The following is a 22,261-nucleotide window of genomic DNA, read 5'->3' on the forward strand; positions in this document are numbered from 1 at the left end:
GAATGACAATGCTGAAACTGCTGTTCTGGCTGTCACTGCTACTGCTGATGTATATCTACGCCGGCTATCCGTTACTGGCGAGGATGCTGGCAGCCTTTCGCCCGATACCAGTGAATCGGGAGGACGGTTATCGGCCGTCGGTCTCGATTGTGATCGCAGCTTTTAACGAAGCGGCTGACATCCGCGCAACGCTCGAGAATAAGCTGGCGCAGCACTACCCATCTGAATTGCTGGAAATCCTGGTGGTGTCCGACGGTTCCGATGACGGTACCGACGACATCGTTACCACAATGGCTGGTGAAGCCCGGTGCCCGGTACATCTGGTGCGCCAGGAGCCTCGCCAGGGCAAGACGTCCGGCCTGAACCTGCTGATTCCCCGGGCAACGGGAGACATCATCCTCTTTGCCGATGCGAACTCCCACTGGGATATCAACGCCATCAACTACCTGGTCAGCAACTTTGCCGACCCGGACGTGGGTTATGTCACCGGGAAAATGGTCTACGCCAATCAGGATGGCTCACTCGTTGGTGATGGTTGCAGCGCCTATATGAAGTATGAGAACCGGCTTCGTGAGTATGAGACCCAGCTGGGGTCCATAGTCGGTGTGGATGGCGGCATCGACGCCATGCGTAAATCCTTGCACCAACCTTTGCAAGCGGACCAGTTGCCGGACTTTGTTCAGCCCCTGAAAGTCGTGGAACAGGGGTATCGTGTGGTGTATGAGCCGCGCGCGTTGCTTAAGGAAAACACCAACGACGACAGCGACAGTGAATTCAGCATGCGGGTTCGTGTCGGGCTGCGTGCCCTGTGGGCCCTGAAGGACATGGCGCACCTGATGAATCCGCTCCGATTTGGGCTGTTTGCGCTGCAGATGGTGTCCCACAAACTACTGCGCTACCTGGCTTTTATTCCCCTGGCGATGTTCACGATCACAACCCTGGCGCTCGCCCCCAGGGGCGGATTCTATTCCGTCTGCCTGTTCGGGCTGATCGCCTTGTACGGATTGGGTTGGGTCGGTCGTAGAAACGAGACTCCGGGGCAAAACCTGTCATTTCTGTATTCCGCTCCATACTACTTCTTGCTCCTGAACGTCGCGTCTTTCAAGGCTACGCTCGCTTTCATAAAAGGGGAGAAGAAGGTGGTCTGGAATCCGAGGAAGGGGTGAGGACTGATTCATGAAAGTGCTTCACCTGATTGATAGCGGTGGCCTCTATGGGGCAGAAAACATGTTGCTGACGCTAGTTAATGAGCAGATGGCAAAGGGGCTATCACCAATGATTCTTAGCGCCGGGGAACCGGGGGCCGGAGATAAGGCCCTGGAAACCGAGGCCCGGCGGCAGGGCCTGCCGGTTATCCCATGGCGGATGAGCCCCGGGTTTAATCTGAAAGGAGCGAGGGACATCATCCGATGGGCCAGGGCAGAGGGGGTTCAGTTACTCCACTCCCACGGCTACAAGTTCAATGTGCTGATGGGGCTGTGGCCGGAACGTATTCGGAAGATTCCACTGGTGACTACCCTCCACGGCTATGTGAAGGCGCCTCGATATACCAAGGCCTGGCTGTACGAGTCATTGGACCGGCTGGTGCTTGGCCGAATGAGACAGGTCGTACTGGTGTCGGATTCCATGCGCAATGAGATTCCCTCAAGGCTCGCACGATCACCGAGTGTCGTTGTTGTGGTGAACGGTCTCAGCACTGCGTCGCTATGCGAGCGCGCCGCAACCGAACTGCCCGCAGATCTTGAAACATTTCTTAGGCGGTTCGAGTACATCGTTCTTGGTGTCGGCCGGCTATCCAAAGAGAAGGGGTTTGATCGTCTTGTCGCCGCTTTTGCAGAACTGAAAAAGCGGTATCCGTCCACCGGGCTGGTCATTATCGGTGAAGGGAAACAGCGCACGGAGCTGGAAGAACAGCTGCATTCCCACGACTTGCTTGGTGACGCATTGCTGCCCGGCTACCTGACAGAAGTTCCGGCCATGATGAAACGGGCAGACGTGCTTTGCATGCCGTCACTGACAGAAGGGCTGCCGATTACCTTGTTGGAAGCCATGACCCTTGGACTCCCCATCGTTGCCTGCAACGTTGGGGAAATTGGCAATGTGCTGGGGCAGGGACTGGGCGGCCGGCTGATTCAGTATGAAAGCCCTGAGAGCTTGGCGAATGCAATAGCGGCGACGTTCGCCGACGCCGATACAAGGTCAGAGTGTACAAGGTGGTCGGAGCAACGCGTGGAGAGGGATTACTCCGGGCGATCCATGGTGGAGCGGTATCTTGACGTCTATCAGCGGGCACTGGCATGAAACTCAGTATTATCATGGATCGATATGAAAATCCTTTTGCGGGCACCGAGAGCCAGGTTCTGAAACTGGTAGAGGGGCTATTGGCCAGGCACTGGGATATTCGATTTGCAGTTTTTCGGGGAACGGATTACACCCGAAGTGGCGAATTTCCAGTGCCTGTGGAGGACCTTCGGGTCAACAGCCTGTCCAGTCCTGTAAGCTGGTTGCGGGTTTACCGTTACGCCAGAAAGCTTCGGACAGAAGGCTTCACGGTTGTTCACGTGTTTTTCAATGATGCTTCAGTAATCTGTCCTCCCATGATGAGAGCGGCAGGGCTCAAGACCCTCATCTCCAGACGGGATATGGGCTTCTGGTACAGCGATTTGTATCTGAGGATACTCAGCCTCACTGGCCGCTGTGTAAACGGCGTGGTTTGTAACAGCCAGGCAGTGGCCGAGGTCACAAGCCGCCTGGAAAGTGTTCCGACAGACAAACTTCACGTGATCTACAACGGTTACCCGGATCAACCTGTTTCCGTTAACAAGGAAATCGATGATTCTCCGGATGACTCAACCGTTGTCATCGGCATAGTGGCGAACCTCCGCCCGATCAAGCGCATTGAAGATCTGATTGAAGCCGTCGGCCTGCTTCATAAAGAAGGCCATCAAGTCGAGCTCCGCATCGTTGGCGGCGGGGATCCGGAACCCTACCTTCACCGGATCAATCAGTTGGGACTGGAAAGCAGGGTTCATTTACTCGGCAGCCAACCAAATCCCGAAGAGCACATACAGGGTTTTGATATTGCGGTTCTTTGCTCCGAAACTGAAGGCTTCTCCAACGCCATCATCGAATACATGCGATGTGGCAAACCCGTTATCTGTACACGGACCGGAGGCAACCCGGAGATCATTGAGGAAGGGGTGAATGGTTTCCTTGTTCCCGTTGGCGATACCGAAGCGCTGGCCCGCCGATTAATTGAACTGATCATGGACCCGGACAAACGCAGGGCGATGGGGGTGGCCAGCGTCGCTCAAATCACGACCCGTTACTCACTGGACACCATGCTGTCGCAGCATATAGCGCTGTACCGTGAGATCGAACCAGGGATGGCACAAGCATGATGGAAGCTTTATCCAGGCATCTGTTCTACCCGCTCTGGGATAAAAAAGACGGAAGCAAACGCCTGCCGGAATGGAGGCAACTGGAAGCACAACAATGGTGGCCGCAGGAAAAAGTCAGGGAACTGCAATGGGAGCGGGTTATGGAAACCGTCCGCTACGCGGCAACCCACAGCCCGTACTATCGAGCGCTGTTCAATACTCTGGGCCTGGGCGCAACGGACATCATTTCCGCAGAGCAGTTCCGCAGGTTGCCGGTGACGACCAAGCAGGACCTTCGTAACCATCTGGATGACTTCATCAGCGATGAATTCGATAGGAAAGACTTGGTGTGCGCCAAAACCGGAGGGTCTACAGGGGTTTCTCTCAAACTGTACTTTGATGAATCCTGTCAGGAACGACGCAACGCTGCTCAGTGGCTGGCGGATCGTTGGGCCGGGTGGGATCTGGGCGTGAAGAAGGCATCGGTGTGGGGAAACCCACCGGTGCCGCGCACCATAAAGCAGAAACTCCGCCATCACCTGCTGGACCGAACCATCTACCTCGACACGATGAACCTCAATGACCAGTCAATGGCGGAGTTTGTTGAGCGGTGGCGAAAAGAAAAGCCCGGCCTGGTCTTTGGGCATGCCCACTCGATCTTCATCTTTGCGAAATACCTTTTAGAGCAGGATATACGTGACCTGCAACCCAAAGGCATCGTCGCAACATCCATGATGCTGCTGCAAAGTGATAGGTCGGTTATCGAGCAGGCGTTCTCATGCCCGGTAACCAATCGGTACGGATGTGAGGAAGTGGGGCTGATTGCGTGCCAGTGCGAACAACACCAGGGAATGCACCTGAACATGCCCCACGTTTATGTGGAGTTCCTGGATGGCAATAACCAGCCCGTTGCTCCCGGAGAGCCGGGCAAAATTGTGGTGACAGACCTGAATAACCGGGGTATGCCGCTGATTCGTTACCGCGTTGAAGACGTGGGCGTATATTCTGAAGAGCCATGCGGCTGCGGCCGTGGGTTTCCGATACTGGAGCGCCTGGAAGGACGTGTGGCGGACTTCCTCAAGCTGCCGGATGGCGGGCAGGTGGCTGGGATCTCATTGGTGGAGAGAACCCTGACCAAAGTTCCCGGAGTGGAACAAATGCAGCTGGTTCAGGACGCCCTCGATCATGTGATCATCAACCGTGTGAAGGGCAGGGAATTTGACAATGAAACGGACGAGGGACTGATAAACGCAATGAGAGAAGTGTTCGATGAACGGGTAGCGTTAACCATCAAGGATGTTGCGGCTATTCCCCAGGAAAGCTCCGGCAAGTATCGGTTTTCGATATGCATGGTGTAGCGATGGATAGCCAACCTCTGGTCAGCGTAGTGATAGCGACCTACAACATGGGGCAGTACCTGCCGGAGGCGATTGTGTCTGTACTGGCACAACGCTGGAAGAACATCGAGGTCATCGTTGTGGACGATGGTTCAACAGATGACACATCAGAACGCATGGAGCAGTTCCGTGGGGAGGCCAGGGTTCGTTACGTACCGACTGACAACGGAGGGCAGCCCAGGGCAAAGAACCGCGGATTAAAAGAGGCTCGGGGTGAGTTTATTGCCTTTTGCGATGCGGACGACGTGTGGAGCCACGATAAACTGACGATACAGATGCCGTTATTTGAAGACCCTTCAGTGGGCGTTGTGTACAGCGAAGTTTCCTATATTGACCAGAACGGACAGGGTCTGGACAAACCCCAGCCCTACAAGCGTCACAGCGGGAAAATCACCAACGAACTCATCATCAAGAATTTCATCCCGTTTGGTACGGCGGTCATCCGCCGGGCATGCCTTGAACGAAATGGAGCATTTGACGAGAACTTGCCTATGGGGATTGATTGGGACCTATGGCTGCGCTATTCGGTAGATTGGCGGTTTCAGTATGCGCCGGACAAAACCTATATCTACCGGATCTGGCCAGGCCAGATGTCGAAAAATTACCGGGGCCGGTACGACAACGCATTTCTCATACTACAGAAATTTCTGGCAAGCCATCCCCAGGAGATTTCAAGACAGCTGGCAGCCCGAGCCTGGGCGGATATGTATGTGAGTAGGGGCATGGCTATTGCCAGTGCAGAAAGGAAATTCTTTGAGCCTTTCCGGGATATCCTGACCGGCTTGAGCCGGGATTTTCTTTATTGGCCTGCCTGGCGGTCTTTAGCCAAATTGATGTTGAGAAAGGTGTAACCATGACACTCAACCAACTGATCTATCGCGCAACACGACCATTGGGAGGGTTAAAAGTTGCACGTTTCTTATCCAGGAACCACCCTAAAATTCTTATGTATCACCGGATTACTGAAGACCCGGAGGGTGAGGGCATCCCAGTAGAGCAATTCAAACGACAGGTGGAAATTATTAAAAAGCACTTCAACCCCCTTACGTTAAGGGAGTTGATGACAGCCCATGAAGAGGGAAGAGTGCCGAAACATGCGGTTTGTGTAACTTTTGATGATGGGTACGCTGATTTTGCTGAGTTGGCTTTTCCTATCCTAAAGAGGGCTGGTGTTCCAGCCACGCTTTTTGTTACGACCGGCTTTGTTAATGGTGATTTATGGCTCTGGCCTGACGAAATCCGATATATTGTAAATAAAACAAAAGTTAAGAATATAAAAATAGATGGGATGCACGAGGAGATCAATGTCCAAGCTGAAAAACACAAAGCTTGGCAAGTTATTTCTGATTATTGTCTTTCTATAAGCAATTCGGAAAAGCTTGATTTCATAAAAAGAATGTACAGAATTTTCGATGTTAAAAGACCAAATAATTTGCCCAATGAGTACAAGTCAATTACATGGGATAAAATAAAAGAGTTGCAATCTGACGGTTTGAATGTTGAAAGCCACTCAGTGTCACACCCAATTTTAACTAAGCTAGATCAGGGCGGGGTTAATGCTGAGCTAAGTAACTCCAAAGCTATTCTAGAGAAAAATCTTGGTGAAGATGTAAAGATATTTTGTTATCCAAATGGCCAGTTGTCGGATTTCAACGAAGATATAAAAAGATGGCTTGTTAAGTGTGGGTATACATATGGAGTAACAGCGTTTTCTAGCATTTCACCGATTAAGGATCCTTTAGAGATAGGCCGGTATCCAGCAAACAATAGTGCAGAAGAATTTGAAAAAACGATTTTTGGTATCAGCTATTTAGGTTTGATAGTTAGAGGCCAATTTGGAAAGAGCGAGAATCGAGCGTGAGTATTCGTAAGCGTATTTTTAGAATTATTTATCAGTTCACGGTTCTTGTTAGAGGAGAGCGGTTTAATTCAGTGTACTCAGGTTTTTTAAATTCCCAATATTATGAAGTGGAAGCACTAGAGAAGTTTCAACTTGAAAGCCTTAACAAGCTAATTAATCATGCAAGAAAAAACGTTTCGTTCTATAGCTATCTTCCAATTGGAAAACTAGAAAGTATTAACGAAATATCTGGAATTAAAGTAATAGAAAAAAATGACGTAAGAAAATTTTCTGATAGATTGACCTTCAAGAAAGTCAGAGGGCAACGAGCAAAGACGTCTGGTGGATCAACTGGAGCGCCTGTAACAGTATTGAAAGACTCTAAAGGATTTGCCCGTGAGCTTGCTGCAACATGGAGGGGCTACTCTTGGGCGGGAGTTGAGGTAGGCGATAAGCAAGTAAGATTTTGGGGGGTGCCAAATAATTACAAAGAAAAGTTTAAGTCAAAGCTAATTGATTTTGTATGTAACAGATATAGAGTCTCAGCATTTGAGTATAGTGATAAAGTTTTTAATAATTATTTGCGTAAAATTGAGAAAATAGGTCCTGATTATTTTTACGGGTATATGTCAATCATAAAGGAGTTTGCGCAATATATTGATGAAAATGATTTAGATGTCAAGTTTTCTCTTAAGGCTATAATTACTACGTCCGAAGTGTTAACAAGCGTTGATAGAAAATATATATCAGATATTTTTAAGGCTCCTGTATATAATGAATATGGATGTGGTGAGATTGGTACAATTGCCCATGAATGCGAAGAGTTTGGGTTTCATATTAACTGCGAAAATGTTTTGTTGGAAGTTGTAGATCGTAGCGGAAAGCCTTGTCCTCCGGATACACCCGGTGAAATTGTTGTTACTGATCTGACAAACTTCTCAATGCCACTGATACGATATCGAATCAAAGACTGGGGAGAACTGACAAGTGAAAGCTGTAAGTGCGGCAGATCGCTAACAGTTATTAAAAGGGTATATGGTCGTCAATACGACAGTTTGATAAACATCAAAGGGGAGAAGTTCCACGGTGAGTTCTTTCTTTATATTATAGAAGATTTAAAGAAGAAAGGTTTAGTGGTTGATGGAGTCCAGTTTCTGCAGAATAAAGAATTAAACCTTACTGTTAAAGTCATAGCTAACGAAAATTTTGACTATATTTCTAAATATATAAAGAAAAGGCTAAGTCGCGATTTTGATAGAGCCTTATTAGTGGAGGTCCAAAAGGTTGATAAAATAGATAGGGAACCATCTGGTAAGCTTAGAGTCGTTAAGAGGGAAGTATGAAATGACAGGAAGATTACCGTCTGTTTCTATCTTGGTTCCAGCCCATAATGAGGAAAAGCACATAAGTAAATGTATAGAATCGCTTCTCGCTCAAAGCTATCCGGAAGATAGATATGAAATAATAGTGGTTAATAATCGGTCTAGTGATGATACAAAAGGTATAGCTTGTAAATATCCAGTTGCAGTTCATGACTATAATGGTGTGGGTATTGGCGCAGTTAGGAATTACGCGGTTGAGAACTCCACCGGCGAAATCCTTGCGTTTATTGATGCAGACTGTGTGGCTCCGGCAGACTGGGTCGAAACGGCTGTCACCAAGGTTTTATCTATGCCAGGAGAACTTCGTGTGGTTGGCGGTGATGCATTGATGAGTGACGAGCCGTCCAGGCTAGAAAAATATTGGTTCTTCAAAAGGGTACGAAAGCATAATGATATGAAGAACCTAAATGGAGCTAGCATGATCTTCCCAAAAAAGCTATTTGACGAGGTCGGCGGGTTCAATGTGGCACTCAATGCAGGTGAGGATTCTGATTTTTCTCATAGAATTCGTCAATATGGAACAAGAATAGAGTACGATGAAAGACTGGATGTAATTCATTTGGGATACCCTAAAACTTTTAAACAATTCTGTGCGAGGCAGTTTTGGTTAGCATCTTCATTTATATACTCTAATAATGGGCTAAATGATCTAGTATTTTTGTTTTCTTTATTATTCTTGGTTTCCACTTTGTCGCTGTTTTTTGGTTTGATATTTAAAATTGAAATTGTGGCGTGGCTTTCAGTTTTAGGTATATTGATTGGTCCAACATTGTTTCATTATAGAAAGATGCGAGAAAGCTCGGTGAGCTACTTCTCATTGCAGTCAGCCATTGTTTACATTCTATCTATTGCATACTTCTCTTCAAGAGCTCTCGGGCTGATTTTCAGCTTTAGCGGAATGGCTTTTCAGCGTAGAAAAAGATACTAGGTTTTTTTGTGGTTTACTAATTAACAAATTGTGGCTTTTATAAAACTCATAAACAGATTTGTCTTTCAATATTGGGCCACAAACTTGTTCTAAGTCTATATTGTCGTAAATTGAGTTTATCTCGATCAAAACAGGGCCGGATTTTGTTATCGCTATATCCATGCCCAAGAGTTTGTGATAGGAAATAGAAGATTGTATATTTTTCGCCAGTTGGCAAACTTCGACCCATTGTGGGACTTCGGTTCTTTCAAATACGTGGTTAGAGGAAGGGTGTTTCAGATATTCTGTACCATTGCGGTCGACTCCAATTTTGGAAAGCCTACCTGTTACAAGATCAATTGCTACTGCTAATCCGCCAGCACTCAAATTATCAATTAGCGTAGCTCCACTTCCAAATCTCATATACGCACCAATAATTAGTACGTTATTGCTACGTTCTAAGCCTGTAACAATTCTGACTGTATTTGTTGAGGGGGAAATGTTTGATAGATGTTCATCCTGAATTACGAATTCTTGCACTATGTATGCTTGATCTGCTACTAGCTTATCGCATGTTGTGAACTTTCCATCGTAATATTTGTAAATATATCCATTATTAGATTCAAATATTAATATGGAGTGGCCGCCTTTACCATTCATCGGTTTAACTATAAATCGTTTTTTAATGTCACTATTCAAATTGCACGACTGCAAGAATTCAACTACATCAGATCCGATATCGATTATTCCATAATAAGAGGGAAGTGGTATTCCGTGAGCCCTACATACATCTTCACAAATTCGTTTGTCCTCGTAGACGATTTCATACTCCTTTATTTGAACATCCTTTCTAAGTGCTTTCCTCTGATAGGGGTTATAATTTGAGCCATAATAATAATGCCATTCGTCTTTGGGCTTTTCCCATAGCTTGCAGGGTGTGTAGTTATCCGGAAAAGATCTTAGAACGAAAAATATATATAGAAAGTCGATAGCTACAAGAAGTGGACTCCTTGTGCAAGACTTCCAATCTGTCCAGAATATATAAACGTATGGAAGTGCTATAAATCGTTGGAACCTTCTAAGTATAGGTGCGATTTCCTTCCATAATCGTACTAAAAATAGGTTTGTAAAAATGTATATCTTTTCAACAATATCTCTTCCATTCAATGAGGCAATATTTTTCATCTAACATCCTTGTTTTCTTCAATAATTCATTCTATTTCGAGTACAGTAGGTTCTGGGCATTTTGGACAAGCCGCTACTTCAAAACCTTGTGAATTAACCCTTTCGTCCTCATCAATAACGTATAAGTAAAGTGGACCGTCAGGATCTAAAGCCCCAAGATTTATCTCAAAAGATATGCCGGATCCTGACCAGGAGCGGATAGGCTGAACTTCCCTTTTCCCTGCTGTCCCATCCCATGTTGAGCTGCTTGAGAGCTCGACCCTGGCTGGTGTGTCTGAAGCATAAATATCATCAATGTAGAACCGAAGTGTTTCATATCGGTCTGCGTAATTTGCGTCGAAACCCAATTGCGCAGGAGTTAGACCTTCTTCAACATTAGCCTTGCTGAATGATGTTATATTATGAATTTGCCTTCCGTTTGTCCACGCTTTGACGAGACCTCGTCTTCCATCTATCAACATTTCCATACGATTCCAGGAAGCAATATTGCCACCCCAATTAGCCCAACTAGAGTTAGGTATTGACTCACCGCCAATCAATATTTGGTTCCACGCGAGACGGGTCCCGCTTCCATCAGGAGCATCCCATATTCTGGTAAATTTATTCGATCCACCAAACTCATCTGGATCCTTCATTGGCTTTAGGTACCACGTTAGATATAGGGTATTATTGCGATTATTATTGAAAGCTTTTGGCCATCCCAAAAACGCCTTTCCTGTACCTTGATAAACTTTTGAGGATTGAGGTAAGCTGGAGCGCGGCTCTTCTCCAATTACAATTAGGTTTGACCACGTATTTCCATTATCTTCCCAAGGGCCGGTATCTGTTGGCACCGCTGTACCTCTAGCTAATGTGTTATAGGCTGATTGGTTATCAATCGTATCCCATAATCTTAAATCAGTGCTGGAAGGTGTGCCAAAATCTTGACCTGAGATTTTCACAACCTGACCATGTTGAAGCGTGCCTTCAAACTCAGAAATAGAAGGATCTGCAAGGACGGTTAGAGATGAACCGAGGAGGAAAGGTATGGTTATGATACGCTTTAATATGATGTTTCGGAGTTGGTTATTCATCTATAATCCAGCCCTAGATCAAGGAGTGACTACTGACTACTATAACAAATTCTAGTCCATGATTCGCCCCTAGGCTAGTTACAGAAAAGATAGTCGGTAACTCTTTAATATGATTTTGATAGAGATGCGTCATTTGTTATAACTTTTATCGTTAAAAACATTGTTTTGTGGAAATTTTTATATTTAAGTTGATTTTTCAGTGTTTTGAGCTATTAATATCTTGATTAAATAGCAATTTATTCTTAGGTCGTAGGTAGGTGGATGGGTAGGCAGTCGGTGTTGGTGGAAAGCTATCTGTTTATACTCTGTGATAAATTTAGTTGGAAGAGTTACGTTAATTAGTCTAAGTTAATTTGATAGTTGAAAGGGATTTTAATGCGCGCAAATATTAGAAAGACGAAATGTGATGAGACTGGCTCGATCCATATTTTATTGGTAATAAGATGGCCAGCTGGAGGAATTAGGACATTCGTTAAATACTTTCTCCGGAGTGTAAGAAGTGATAGGTGTAGATTTTCAATAATTGCGACAGAGTGTGATGGTTTAACTTCTCTGAGGGAATCGTTAGATAATGAAGTTGATTGTTGGTATTCGATACCCAACGACAAAATGCTTGGGTTGAATTTTGTTAAGAGTATAGCGCGTATAGTTAAAGAAGATGAAATTGATATAGTTCACGCCCACGGTTTCAGTTCTTCATTTTATTGCCTTTTGGGTCTAATTTTTAGCAGTGCTCCCTATATAGTTACAAGTCACGACGTTATCAATGACTCTCAATTTTCTGGTAGTCTCGGTTTTTTTAAGATGATTGCTCTAAAGTTGTCATTAGGTCGTAGCAAAATTGTCCATTCTGTTTCAAAAGATGCGGCGGATAACCTGATAAATTGGTTTCCTGGCATCTGCGAAAAGTCAGTTGTGATACGTAATGGCATCGAGCCCGAAAAATTTTGCAACTCTAGTCCGATATCTATATGTGAGGATTTTGGAATAGATAAATCAAATAAAGTGGTTGGATTCTTTGGTCGATTTATGAGTCAAAAGGGGTTTAGGTATTTGGTTGAAGCAGTGGATATAATTATAAATAGAGATGTTGAGAGCAATATTAAAGTTGTCTGTTTCGGGTCGGGGGAGTTTTTTAGAGAAGAAAAACGTAGTATTGAGGGTAAGGGTTTAGAGGCAAACTTTGTTTTTGCTCCTTTCTTGGAGGATGTTTCGGGAGCCATGAAAGGCTGTGACCTCATCGCCATGCCATCGCTTTGGGAGGCATGCCCACTCCAACCAATGGAAGCCCTGTGTGCTGGAGTTCCTTTTGTGGGAAGCGACTGTATTGGACTTAGAGAGGTGTTAGCAGGAACTCCTGCTATTCAGGTGAAGGCCGGAGATGCGAATAGTCTGGCCAAGGGAATTCTTGAATGTCTGGAAATCGGCCGACAACCGTTTGAAGACTTTGCTCCTATTGCTGTGGATCGATTTGATATCAGGAAATCTGCAAAGGAAATCCATGCATTGTATGAAAGGGTGCTTGGATAATGTTTCATAGCCTGGGCCATACACTTGGTGCGAATCAGAGAGTGGTAGAGAAGGAAACCCATGCGGCCTTTCTATTGTATCTTTTGTATCTGGTGAGTTTTTTTCTTCGTTTGCCTGCTCGTTTACCTGTTCTGGGGGTTATACGATTTGATTTCCTGTTGGTAGCAGCCATTTCGTTCTTTATTTTCAGTTCAAAGTCCACGAAAGGATCAAGGCTTGACTCGGCGTCAAAGTACCTGCTGGCGATTTTTGTCTATTCGGTTATCACACTACCGTTAGTGGAATGGCCGGGTTCGGTTATAAATAATGGGATGGTTGCTTTTATTAAAGGCGCCATTTTCTATTTCTTTACCGTTAATCTTATTGTTAATGACAAGCGGCTGAAATCTGTCATTGCCGTATTCGTTATTTGTAACCTGATTCGCATTCTGGAACCGCTTGTTCTTAACATTACCACCGGTTATCTTGGGTCGGCTACTCACTTGGGAGGAACCGATTTTGCTGGACGCTTGGCGGGGGCGCCAGTGGATACAATCAATCCCAACGGACTAGCGTTCGTTATTGCTACGGTAATTCCATTTATCCATTACATTTTTGCTCCAGTTAGCAAAAAGACCTTTTTCATTTACCTTCTTCTGATACCCGTACTTCTGTATACCATGGGCCTCACACTTTCTCGCTCCGGGGTCCTCGCTCTGGGAATCATCGCCTTCGGCATCTGGCTCAAGAGCACCCACAAGTTCCTCCTCCTCGTCCTCGGCGTCGTCGGTCTTGCAGTCATTTTCATGAACCTGAATGAGGTTCAGAAGGATCGCTACCTCTCGATCGTCAGTGACGATGCCCGGCAGTCATCGTCGGCGGCCGGTCGAATCGAAGGCTGGTCATCAGACTTCCGCGTGGCCATGAATCGCCCCATTATCGGCCACGGCCTTGGCACTTCGCGGGAGGCAAACTGGAATGTTGCCGGTAAGGATCAGATATCCCACATTCTATGGGCGGAGATCTGGCAGGAAATCGGCTTGATCGGTCTGATTCTGTTTATTTTGTATCTGTCAGCGATGATCCGTAACTTTCGGGAGGCAGCTCGCCTTATCAAGGGTAGGTTGGCGAAGGATGATTTCCTGTACCGATGTACCCAAGCCATGCAGGTCTGGCTGCTGATGAACCTGCTATTCAGCCTGGCCAGTTACGGGTTGAAAAGTTACGAGTGGTACCTGTTTGGCGGGTTGTCAGTTGTGTTACTCGGTGCAGTGCGAACTCGGATTACTCAGATGGAGGAAGAGGGAGCACCCTCTAAATCTACTGAACTGGCGCCTGTTAAACGGAAGTTTCCCCTGGCCCGGCGGATCAACCACCAGAATTAGTGTTGCCGATCCGGAAACTTCCCGGGAGCGATACCGTGCAAGGCGATCTTGATGCCTTGTCGTACATCGTGGTTGAGATCGGAGATCGACTGGGGGGGGAAGGTTTCTCCGTACAGTTTCAATGCTTTACTCAGCTGTTTTTTCAGCACGAGGCAGGTTTGCAGGTCCCGACGGTATCGGCGAACCCGGTGTTTCAGATGGCGTTGTAGAACGATATTGGTTTCATTCAGGCTCAAGTCATGCCGGCTGGCAATGAGGTTTCGTAACATCCGCTCGTTATCGTTGCTCATGTTGGTGTCGTGCAGTCTCCGTTCAAAGCCTACATTCGGGTTTACAACAACATCGCCTTGCATGGCTGTCCGGTATATCAGATGAAAATCCTCGCAGGCTTTCAGTGTTTGGTCGAACCCGCCAAGTTTCTTGATAATGTCTGTTTTGAATAGGGGGGCGGAAGCAATCGTGAAATTTTCACTGATCAGGATACTTCGGCACTCCTCAGAGCCCAGTGTAAAGTCGGAGCTTTTGTGCCTGTCGAGGTAAGGGACCATGGCCGGGCACGTGGACATGTGGTCGGTCGATCGTTTAGTGCCGGTGAAGTTGCAGTAATTGGTTATGCACATGACTGCATTCGGGTGCCGTATCAGGGCATCAACCTGCCGGCTCAGTTTGTCGGGCAGCATGATGTCGTCCGCATCAAAGAAGGTGACGAATTCTCCCCGCGCATACTCAAGGCCCCGGTTTCGGGGGGCAGCGCATCCGCCACTGTTTGCCTGATGTATATAGGTTACCCGGGGAGAGTAGGACTGAACGATGCGTGCGGTATCATCGGTTGATCCGTCATCCACCACGATGACCTGGAGGTTATCATAGGTCTGGTTGAGGATGCTCTCCAGCGTTTCCGCAATAAAGTCGGATGCGTTATAGGCGGGTACAATCACTGTGACCAACGGTTTATCCATAATCCTCACCTTGGGGTTGATACTGTCATATCAATGACTTTAGTCGTTGATTGGGCACCAGTTTCCGGAGTTCCACTTTCTCGGATTCTGAAAATGCCAGTTTCAGACCCGCAATTCCACAGACCAACGACATCACCATCGCTAATCCTATGATATCCGGGTAGCCATCCAGCTTCACGCTGACATGGATCCAGTAAAACAGGATTGAGAGCGGGACAAGCAGGGCAATAAACGGTCGCGCCATACAGAGATAATAGTCTCTGGTTGGCAATTCGATGGCACGGCAGGCAAATGTTGGCAGAACAAAAAGGCGTAGTATCAGTAGCGGGATCATGGTGCCAAGGGCGACGCCAATCAGCCCGTAAAACTGGACCAGTATCAGGCTGAGGCCAAGGTTCAGAATGACTTCTATTACATCAATCTTGGCGACAATGCTGTGTTTGTTGGCTGCGTACATTGCGGAATTGAGCGGGTGGTTGGCAAAGCCAATCAGGCGTCCTACCAGCAGAATGACCATAACCCAGTAGGCGTCGCTGTAGTCGGGGCCCATCCAGCGTGCGATAAAGGCGTCACCAAAGATCACCAGCCCGCCGCCGGCAATCAACGCTGCAACGAGGTTCAGCCGGGTGATGAACAGCAATTTTCTGTGCAGCTCCCGTTTGTCTTCACGTGCGTGGTAGCCGGTGAATATGGGAACAAACATGTTGGTGGCCTGGCTGAGGAACTGCGCCACGTAATCCACCAATCTCAGTCCAATGGCGTAATGGGTCACACTGGCTGCGGACAGGAAGCCTGCCACGACAAAGTTGTCTACGTTGTTCCTTAGCTGGTAGGCGATCGCAATGACGAAAGACCAGACGCTGTACTGGAACAGTTCTTTACTGTTTGCGCGGGATGCGAGGGCTTTTGAAAATTTCAGGCCCGGAAACGCGGATTTGCAGATCAGCAGGTAGAGCAGGTTGGAGATCCTGGCTGTGCAGAAGGTGATAACTGCCAGTGCGACGATGCCGTAACCATTGGAAATGAACCACCAGTTCAGTACCGCGCCCAGCAAGGTCATGGCTATCCGGGTGAGGGCCACCTGATGGAAACGCAGTTTTGCGCTGGCCACGCCGGCCAAGGCATTGAAGGGGAATTCGAGCGCAACGGACACACCGATAATGAGTACAAGTAACTGCACCAGATCCTTGTCGGCTTCCGATTCGAGAAAAAACCTGCTTGCGAAACTGGCCCCGATACTGGCCAGAACAATCACAAAGGCGATAGCGATATAGATGACCAGCGCCGTATTGATGGTAACGTTGGCCTGGTGGTCGTCTTTCAGGCCAAAGGATTGGCTGACGTAACGGGTGACTGCGCTGGCCATACCCATATCGAAGAGATGATAGGCTGCTGCCAGGCTACCGACCACGGTCCAGATACCGTACCAGTGATCCCCCAGTTCGTGGATCAGGAAGGGCATCATCACAAACGCGACGATGATGCTGACGAGGGTTTGCGATACCCTCGTCACGGAGCCTTTGAGTAACGCGATGGCGGTAGACACGTCAGTTACTGGTAATGGATTTGAGTTGCTTGAGCTGACTCAAGGCCCTGGCCGGAAGCATCGACAGGGAGAGGTAAAACAGCGTTTTTTTGTCGATCCGCTTGCCCAGAGCGCACATAAAGGCATGCCGGGCCTCCTTCATTTTGTACTTCGAGAAATAGGAGTAGCCGGCCTCGAAATGGTACCGGCCAATTCTCTGGTTCAGCAGTTTGAGGGACGCGGGATCACCCTGATGAAAGCGTTTCATTTTTTCGGTGCAGGCAATCAGGCCCGGGGCGCGGTCTTCAATGTTTCTCAGGGATATGCTGCCCGAGCGGATGCGGTATTGGTGAAACACTTCCGGTATATACAGCAGGTCGTATTGGCTGGCCACGGCCTGCCACATCAGGAAATCATCGGAATTGCGGACGTCCTCGTCGAAATAACCCACCCTGTCAAATATCTCCCGGCGTATCGCCACGCCGGATGTACCCAGGTAATTGGATGCCGCCAGGCCCCGGAGTGCGGCGTGGGATTCGATCAGGTATGCCTGTTTCCCGACTGGCTTTTTGGGAATTTGATGAAGGGTCTGGTAGGGCGCAAGAAAGTCCGGATTGACGATTTTGTCCTGCTCGTCAATGCAGGCAAAACCGGTAAAGGCGAGGCCGGCATCCGGTGCCTGTTCCATCATGGCGACTGTTGTGGCCATCTTGCCGGGTAGCATGACGTCATCGGAATCGAAGATGAAGATCAGTTCGCCCTGTGATTTGCGGATAGCCCGGTTTCTCGGGGCAGCGGGGCGGCCGCTGTTTGCCTGGGTGAACAAACGGATGCGTGGATCGTCAAAGCGATGGACAACCCTGGTGGTGTCATCGGTGGAGCCATCATCGACGATGATCAGCTCAAAATCCGTAAAGCTTTGCTGGAGAATTGACTGAATCGTCACGCTGATAGTGTCCTCGGCATTATATGCCGGGATTATCACTGAAGCTTTTGGCATTTGCGTCCCTGCCACTGCTGTCGTTCGACTGGTTTTGGAAAGTATAACGTATGTGATGTGGCAGGAGATAGCAACGTAGATCACGGGTCGGAAGTATCCTGTTGAAGGCCGGTGATTCAGCCTTCAACAGGAGGGTGCGAGTAGGATCAGAAGCGCATGGCTTCCATCGAACTGGTGAAGGATGAGCCAGAGGTAATACCGCCACCCATGATATAGAACGTATCGTCGACGGTTGCCGCAGCTGCACCGTGCTTCGGTGTCGGCACTTTGGTCAGGGGGCGCCAGAGATTGGTGTTCGGATCATACTCTTCATTCTGATTGAACACGCCGGAGGAATTGCCTCCATTGAGTTCGCCGCCCACGACCTGGGCTTTGCCATTGATGGTACCTACGCTCATGGCGCGCCGGCCGGTAGGCATCGGGGCTTTCTCTATCCAGGCGTTGGCTGCAGCGTCAAACATTTCCACGGTTTTCATTTCACCAGTGGTTGTGCTGCCGTCCGCATTCCGGTGCCTGCCGCCAAACACGTAGATCTGGCCATTGAGTACGGCCGAGCCCGGGTTGTCCCGCACATAGGTCAGTGAGGGAGCGGTCTGCCAGCTGTTGCTTCCGGGATTGTAGACTTCCACGGTGGCCAGGGAGGCGCCATTGCCACCCATGCCGCCAATGACATAGATGACACCGTCAACCGCCTGGGCAGTCGGGCCACCGCGAGGCGTTGGCATATCCGCCAACTGAGTCCAGCTGTTGCTGGCCGGATCATAGACTGCGGCATTGGCAACAGCGCCGGAGAAGGGCGCAGTGGAACCGCCAAACACATACAGTTTGCTATTCAGTACGGCAACGGCGGGATTCTCAACGCCTTCTCCCGGGAGATTGGCGCCCTGGCTCCAGGTATCGCTGGCCGGATCGTAGATCAACAGGGTGTTGAGATGACCACTACTGTTCTTCCCGCCCACGGCATACACCTTACCGTTTATGGCCGCGCCGGTGGCGTCTAGTACGGCAATGGGGGCCGGCGCTTTGGATGCCCAGCAACCCAGGCTGACCGGGCGCAGCGAGGTGACCTTGCCTCCGCCGAACTGGCCAATGAACATGTCTCCTGTGGTGTTACGGGCCAGGGGGAGCGGATCATTAAAGCCCGTCGCGAGGGGGGCGCCATCAGTGGCTTCGGTTCCGGTTTCGTTGAGGCCAACCCGGAAGATGTCATCACCCACGGAGTAGTTTGTGATCAACAACTGACCATTGAGGTAGTCGCCAACGCAGCCCTCACCGCCATCGTATTCAATGATGGCATTCGAGGATTTGTGTTCACCGAGGTTGAAAATCGGCTCCTCATAGTTGGGCAATGGTGTGACGCCCTGATAGGAGCCGTCCTTGAAGACACACTCGTCCCGATAGGGGTTGGGATGACCGTAATAGGAACCTTGTTTGATCAGCAGCAGAAGGTCCGGTTGGGCGCCGGGGTTGTGGCCCCCGTCCAGATAACTGGCGGTATCGCCAAAGCCAAAACACGCAGGTTCCGGGCTCGGTGGGTAGGTGCCGGTTACGCCCAGCCCATTGTCGGTGGCGTACATATTGCCATTGCTGTGGAAGACAAAGTCATAACTATTGCGAAGACCCGTGGCATAGGGAATAACGTCGCAAGGGGGAGGTCCGAAGATGTCACTGGTGTTGTTGCAGGTACCATCAAACCCGGCTGCGAAGACATCCGCGACAAGAATGGCGGCGCTCAGGGGCTGTTCCTCCATCTGACCAAACTCGGAGTTGGATTCATTGGGCGCGCCTGCACCGGTGTTGCCGCCCATGGCAATGTACAGGCGGTTATCATCCGGACCGAAATGAATGGAATTGATCGAGTGATTCGCAATGGCACGGGGCAGCCCGGTAATGACGTGCTGAACCGTGCTGAAGTTTGCGCCACCGAGTTTGGTGACCATACCCGAGTTCGGCTCACCATTGTCCACCGAGGGACTGGAGTGTGCGACCCAGAGTTCGACGTCGTTTTCCGTGGAGTCCGGAGAGACAGTAATGCCCAGGGTAAGTCTCGGCCCGATGTTATTTACCAGCGATTCGATGACCTGATCGTCGGCGACATTCAGATCGGCATCAAACGTTAGCGCGTGGATAGTGCCGAACAGTTCTGTTACATACAGTCGGCCGTCCGGGCCCCAGACCATAGAGGTCGGGAAGTCCACATTGTAGTCTTTGCGGATGAAGTCCACGCCTGAGTCCGGGGCGAGGGGGCCATCGCCTTCCTGCAGGGTGAATTCATCAAACTTATAGATCATTGAGGCCGCAGCGTGCCGGTGGGTTGCGAATATGCCGGCAAAACTGCGAGTGCCGATTTCCGGGTCTATACCGGCGGCATCGAAGCTGAAGAATTCATCGGGTGGCAGCAATGTGTCCACCTGAACGGTGGAACCCCCGTTCAGGCTGTAATTGAGTTCCACCGTACGGTCAAATGGGTTGACCGTCATCCCGAAAATAATGTCTGAACCGATCAATCCGGAGGCGGAGATATTTTTCTGTGTGACAGTCGTGCCGCCCACCTCCAGCAGGTAGTGGATACGCGGGCCTTTGGGGTCGGAGAGGATTACCAGTTTAATGTAGTTGTCCTCATCGTTACCAAACCATAGACCGGCCTGTTCGTATTTTCCGGTTCCCTGGGGTACGTCGAGGATCTGGGTGGTGATGCGCGTAATCTGGTTAGGCGCAGCGAAACCCACCGCCAGGGCGTTGTCCTGGCTGTTGTTGCCCTCGAACTTGATACCAGCAGTGGTGTTGTATTCCAGATAGCCCTGCAGGAAATGCATTTCCAGGTTTTCCTGGATAAAGCCGGTGCCCGAACTGGGTGCGTCCAACCATGTAAAGCCTGTACCCCAGCCATTCCGATCCATGTAGTAGCCCTGGCTCTCGGTAAAACTGAGTTGATAGGGCAAGTTCACCCGTACATCCGAGCAGTCAACGGGGGCACACTTGTCGCTACTGGCAATGGTCAAGCCGACCGGCACATCAACAGGATCACTACCGCTGGAGGTAATAGTCAGGATGGCTGTGTAATTACCCGACGCCAAGCCGCTGCTGTCCACATTGACAGTGATAGCTTGAGGTGTGGTGCCGGTTGAAGGCTGGGCGGATAACCACGGCATGTTGGTGCTGACGTTGAAGTCGTGTGCATCACCATCGAAATGGCTCACATCCAGGGTCTTGCCGGCGATCGGGGTGTCGGGTTCACCTGAGAAAGTGAGGGATGTCGGGGACACCAGCACCCCCTGGCTGCCAGCTGTGATTGTCAGGGTGTAGGTCAGTTCGTCGTTCTCGTAACCCGTTGCCGAGGCGGTTACCTTACCGGTGTAGGTGCCTTCGGCCAGGCCAGCCGGATCAGCGGTCACCGTGATGGTTGCAGGTGTAGTACCGGAGTTTCCGGAAGCGCTGAGCCAGGGAGCATCGGTTGACAGGCTGAATGGCGCGCCGGAATTGTCACTCGCGGAGAGGGTGACGGAGCTGGTGACCGGTTCCGGGTTATCAACATGCCGTGACCCGGCCAGTGATTCCGTACTGAAGGACAGTTGGCTGGTGTTGTTGACCACGTCGAAGAAGTCCGTGACTTCATGAACGGAGCCATCGGACAAACTGACTACTGCCGTCACTGTATGAGAGCCGTCCGCGAGAGCCAGGGTGTCATAGGGGTACGCCAGGTCGTTAGGTGCTGTACCAGCCATGTCGTACGGAGCCAGGCCTTCTGACTGGTTGGGAGATCCCGACTTCTGCGGGTTATCGATATAAAAATTGACTCTCGAAATACCGGGTGACGTGGGTATAAAAACAAAGATATCGCCGCTGACACTGGCGTTCTGGAGTGGCGATGCGGACGACCTGTCTGCCGACGAGCTGACCATCAGGGTGTAATCGCTACCAGCGGGCTCGATAATGTCGAAAGACACCTGTAGATAAGCTTTGCTTACACCGGTGCCGGAAGCCTCTACGGTTGCTGTGTGGTTTCCTGCCGGCAATCCCGATGGGTCCGCTGTGACGGTGATGGTCGCCGGAGTAGTGCCGGAGGTTGGTGACAGGCTGAGCCAATTGGCGTCGTCTGACAGGGTAAAGCTGACGTTACCGTCGTTTGATGATGACAGGCTGACGGACAGCGATTGGGTGCTGCTGGATCCTTGCTGGGCGGTGAATGACGCAGCCGTCTGACTGAACTCCAGCACTGGCACTGAGTTGTTGACTGTAAAAGTGGCGGACAGTACCTCAGACGTGCCGTTGGTATAATATGTGGTAGCGTGAATACTGTGCTGGCCGTCGGGTAGGGAGGTTGTGTCGAACGGTTTTGCCGTGAGGTTCGCTTCTGTCGCGTTAAAATCGAAGGGGGCAACACGTTCGATAAGTCTGGGGGTGCCAGGAGGCGTGCTGTTGAGATAGAAATCCACCCGGTTGACGCCCGTGGATGGACCGACAAAGATATAGGCAAGGTCACTGATTTCAGCACCGTTCAGGGCGATTGCTGCACTTCGGTCAGGAGCCTTGCTGATCAGCAGGCTGGGTGCCGCGAATGCGGAACTGGATAATCCAAGCAGTAAGAGTGAGAAAAGGACAACGAAAAAGTGGTTGAGTCGACCACCTCGGGATCCGGAAAATATCATGTCGCCCGCCTCCTGAAGATCCATGAAGCCATCGTTCAGGGGGCAGCATCTTTGATGCCACGAGAGATAT

16 protein-coding genes are annotated in these 22,261 nt (G+C 49.5%); 10 read left to right on the plus strand and 6 right to left on the minus strand.

What is annotated here, in order from left to right; all coding sequences use genetic code 11:
• Positions 1-8 precede the first annotated feature (8 nt).
• Genes ACJO3M_RS05500 through ACJO3M_RS05535 form a run of 8 tightly spaced genes read left to right on the plus strand, consistent with a single transcriptional unit; the run spans position 9 to position 8,927 of the window.
• The gene (locus ACJO3M_RS05500; protein ID WP_407000365.1) at positions 9-1,166 is read left to right on the plus strand and encodes a glycosyltransferase family 2 protein; all 1,158 of its coding nucleotides are present in this window, start codon (positions 9-11) and stop codon (positions 1,164-1,166) included.
• Positions 1,167-1,176: 10 nt separating this feature from the next.
• Entirely contained in the window at positions 1,177-2,301 is a 1,125-nt protein-coding gene (locus tag ACJO3M_RS05505; protein ID WP_407000366.1) for a glycosyltransferase, read from the plus strand.
• Positions 2,298-3,401, plus strand: a complete 1,104-nt coding sequence (locus ACJO3M_RS05510; RefSeq protein WP_407000367.1) for a glycosyltransferase — start codon at positions 2,298-2,300, stop codon at positions 3,399-3,401. The genes ACJO3M_RS05505 and ACJO3M_RS05510 overlap by 4 nt, the downstream gene beginning before the upstream one ends.
• On the plus strand, positions 3,398-4,738 hold the full coding sequence (locus tag ACJO3M_RS05515; protein ID WP_407000368.1) for a phenylacetate--CoA ligase family protein: 1,341 nt from the start codon (positions 3,398-3,400) through the stop codon (positions 4,736-4,738). The genes ACJO3M_RS05510 and ACJO3M_RS05515 overlap by 4 nt, the downstream gene beginning before the upstream one ends.
• Before the next feature lie 2 nt (positions 4,739-4,740).
• Complete coding sequence (locus ACJO3M_RS05520; protein WP_407000370.1) at positions 4,741-5,628, plus strand: glycosyltransferase family 2 protein; 888 nt, start codon at positions 4,741-4,743, stop codon at positions 5,626-5,628.
• Between the two features lie 2 nt (positions 5,629-5,630).
• A complete protein-coding gene (locus tag ACJO3M_RS05525; protein WP_407000371.1) occupies positions 5,631-6,638 on the plus strand; it encodes a polysaccharide deacetylase family protein in 1,008 nt (335 codons plus the stop codon).
• Positions 6,635-7,960 (plus strand): phenylacetate--CoA ligase family protein, encoded by a 1,326-nt coding sequence (locus tag ACJO3M_RS05530; protein WP_407000373.1) that lies wholly within the window; start codon positions 6,635-6,637, stop codon positions 7,958-7,960. The genes ACJO3M_RS05525 and ACJO3M_RS05530 overlap by 4 nt, the downstream gene beginning before the upstream one ends.
• Position 7,961: 1 nt before the next feature.
• Positions 7,962-8,927, plus strand: coding sequence for a glycosyltransferase family 2 protein (locus tag ACJO3M_RS05535; RefSeq protein ID WP_407000374.1), 966 nt, complete (start codon positions 7,962-7,964; stop codon positions 8,925-8,927).
• Here the strand turns inward: ACJO3M_RS05535 and ACJO3M_RS05540 are convergent.
• Positions 8,862-10,091, minus strand: a complete 1,230-nt coding sequence (locus ACJO3M_RS05540) for a sugar-transfer associated ATP-grasp domain-containing protein (RefSeq protein ID WP_407000375.1) — start codon at positions 10,089-10,091, stop codon at positions 8,862-8,864. The genes ACJO3M_RS05535 and ACJO3M_RS05540 overlap by 66 nt on opposite strands.
• A gap of 26 nt (positions 10,092-10,117) precedes the next feature.
• Complete coding sequence (locus tag ACJO3M_RS05545; RefSeq protein WP_407000376.1) at positions 10,118-11,164, minus strand: hypothetical protein; 1,047 nt, start codon at positions 11,162-11,164, stop codon at positions 10,118-10,120.
• 375 nt (positions 11,165-11,539) lie between these two features.
• Here ACJO3M_RS05545 and ACJO3M_RS05550 point away from each other — a divergent pair, with 375 nt between their 5' ends.
• On the plus strand, positions 11,540-12,694 hold the full coding sequence (locus ACJO3M_RS05550) for a glycosyltransferase family 4 protein (RefSeq protein WP_407000377.1): 1,155 nt from the start codon (positions 11,540-11,542) through the stop codon (positions 12,692-12,694).
• Positions 12,694-14,058 (plus strand): O-antigen ligase family protein, encoded by a 1,365-nt coding sequence (locus ACJO3M_RS05555; protein ID WP_407000378.1) that lies wholly within the window; start codon positions 12,694-12,696, stop codon positions 14,056-14,058. The genes ACJO3M_RS05550 and ACJO3M_RS05555 overlap by 1 nt, the downstream gene beginning before the upstream one ends.
• Here the strand turns inward: ACJO3M_RS05555 and ACJO3M_RS05560 are convergent.
• The 4 genes from ACJO3M_RS05560 to ACJO3M_RS05575 all read right to left on the minus strand — a co-directional run bounded on the left by ACJO3M_RS05560 (position 14,055) and on the right by ACJO3M_RS05575 (position 22,191).
• Entirely contained in the window at positions 14,055-15,017 is a 963-nt protein-coding gene (locus tag ACJO3M_RS05560) for a glycosyltransferase (protein ID WP_407000379.1), read from the minus strand. The two genes, ACJO3M_RS05555 and ACJO3M_RS05560, sit on opposite strands and share 4 nt — an antisense overlap.
• 25 nt (positions 15,018-15,042) lie before the next feature.
• Positions 15,043-16,563, minus strand: coding sequence for a lipopolysaccharide biosynthesis protein (locus ACJO3M_RS05565; protein WP_407000380.1), 1,521 nt, complete (start codon positions 16,561-16,563; stop codon positions 15,043-15,045).
• A gap of 1 nt (position 16,564) precedes the next feature.
• Positions 16,565-17,542: a glycosyltransferase family 2 protein gene (locus tag ACJO3M_RS05570; protein WP_407000381.1), complete on the minus strand. Its 978-nt coding sequence runs from the start codon at positions 17,540-17,542 to the stop codon at positions 16,565-16,567.
• A gap of 146 nt (positions 17,543-17,688) precedes the next feature.
• On the minus strand, positions 17,689-22,191 hold the full coding sequence (locus tag ACJO3M_RS05575) for a Kelch repeat-containing protein (RefSeq protein ID WP_407000382.1): 4,503 nt from the start codon (positions 22,189-22,191) through the stop codon (positions 17,689-17,691).
• Between the last annotated feature and the right edge of the window lie 70 nt (positions 22,192-22,261).

Origin of the sequence: Marinobacter alkalisoli (assembly GCF_045449795.1) — a bacterium.
In the GTDB taxonomy this organism is placed as follows: Bacteria; Pseudomonadota; Gammaproteobacteria; order Pseudomonadales; family Oleiphilaceae; genus Marinobacter.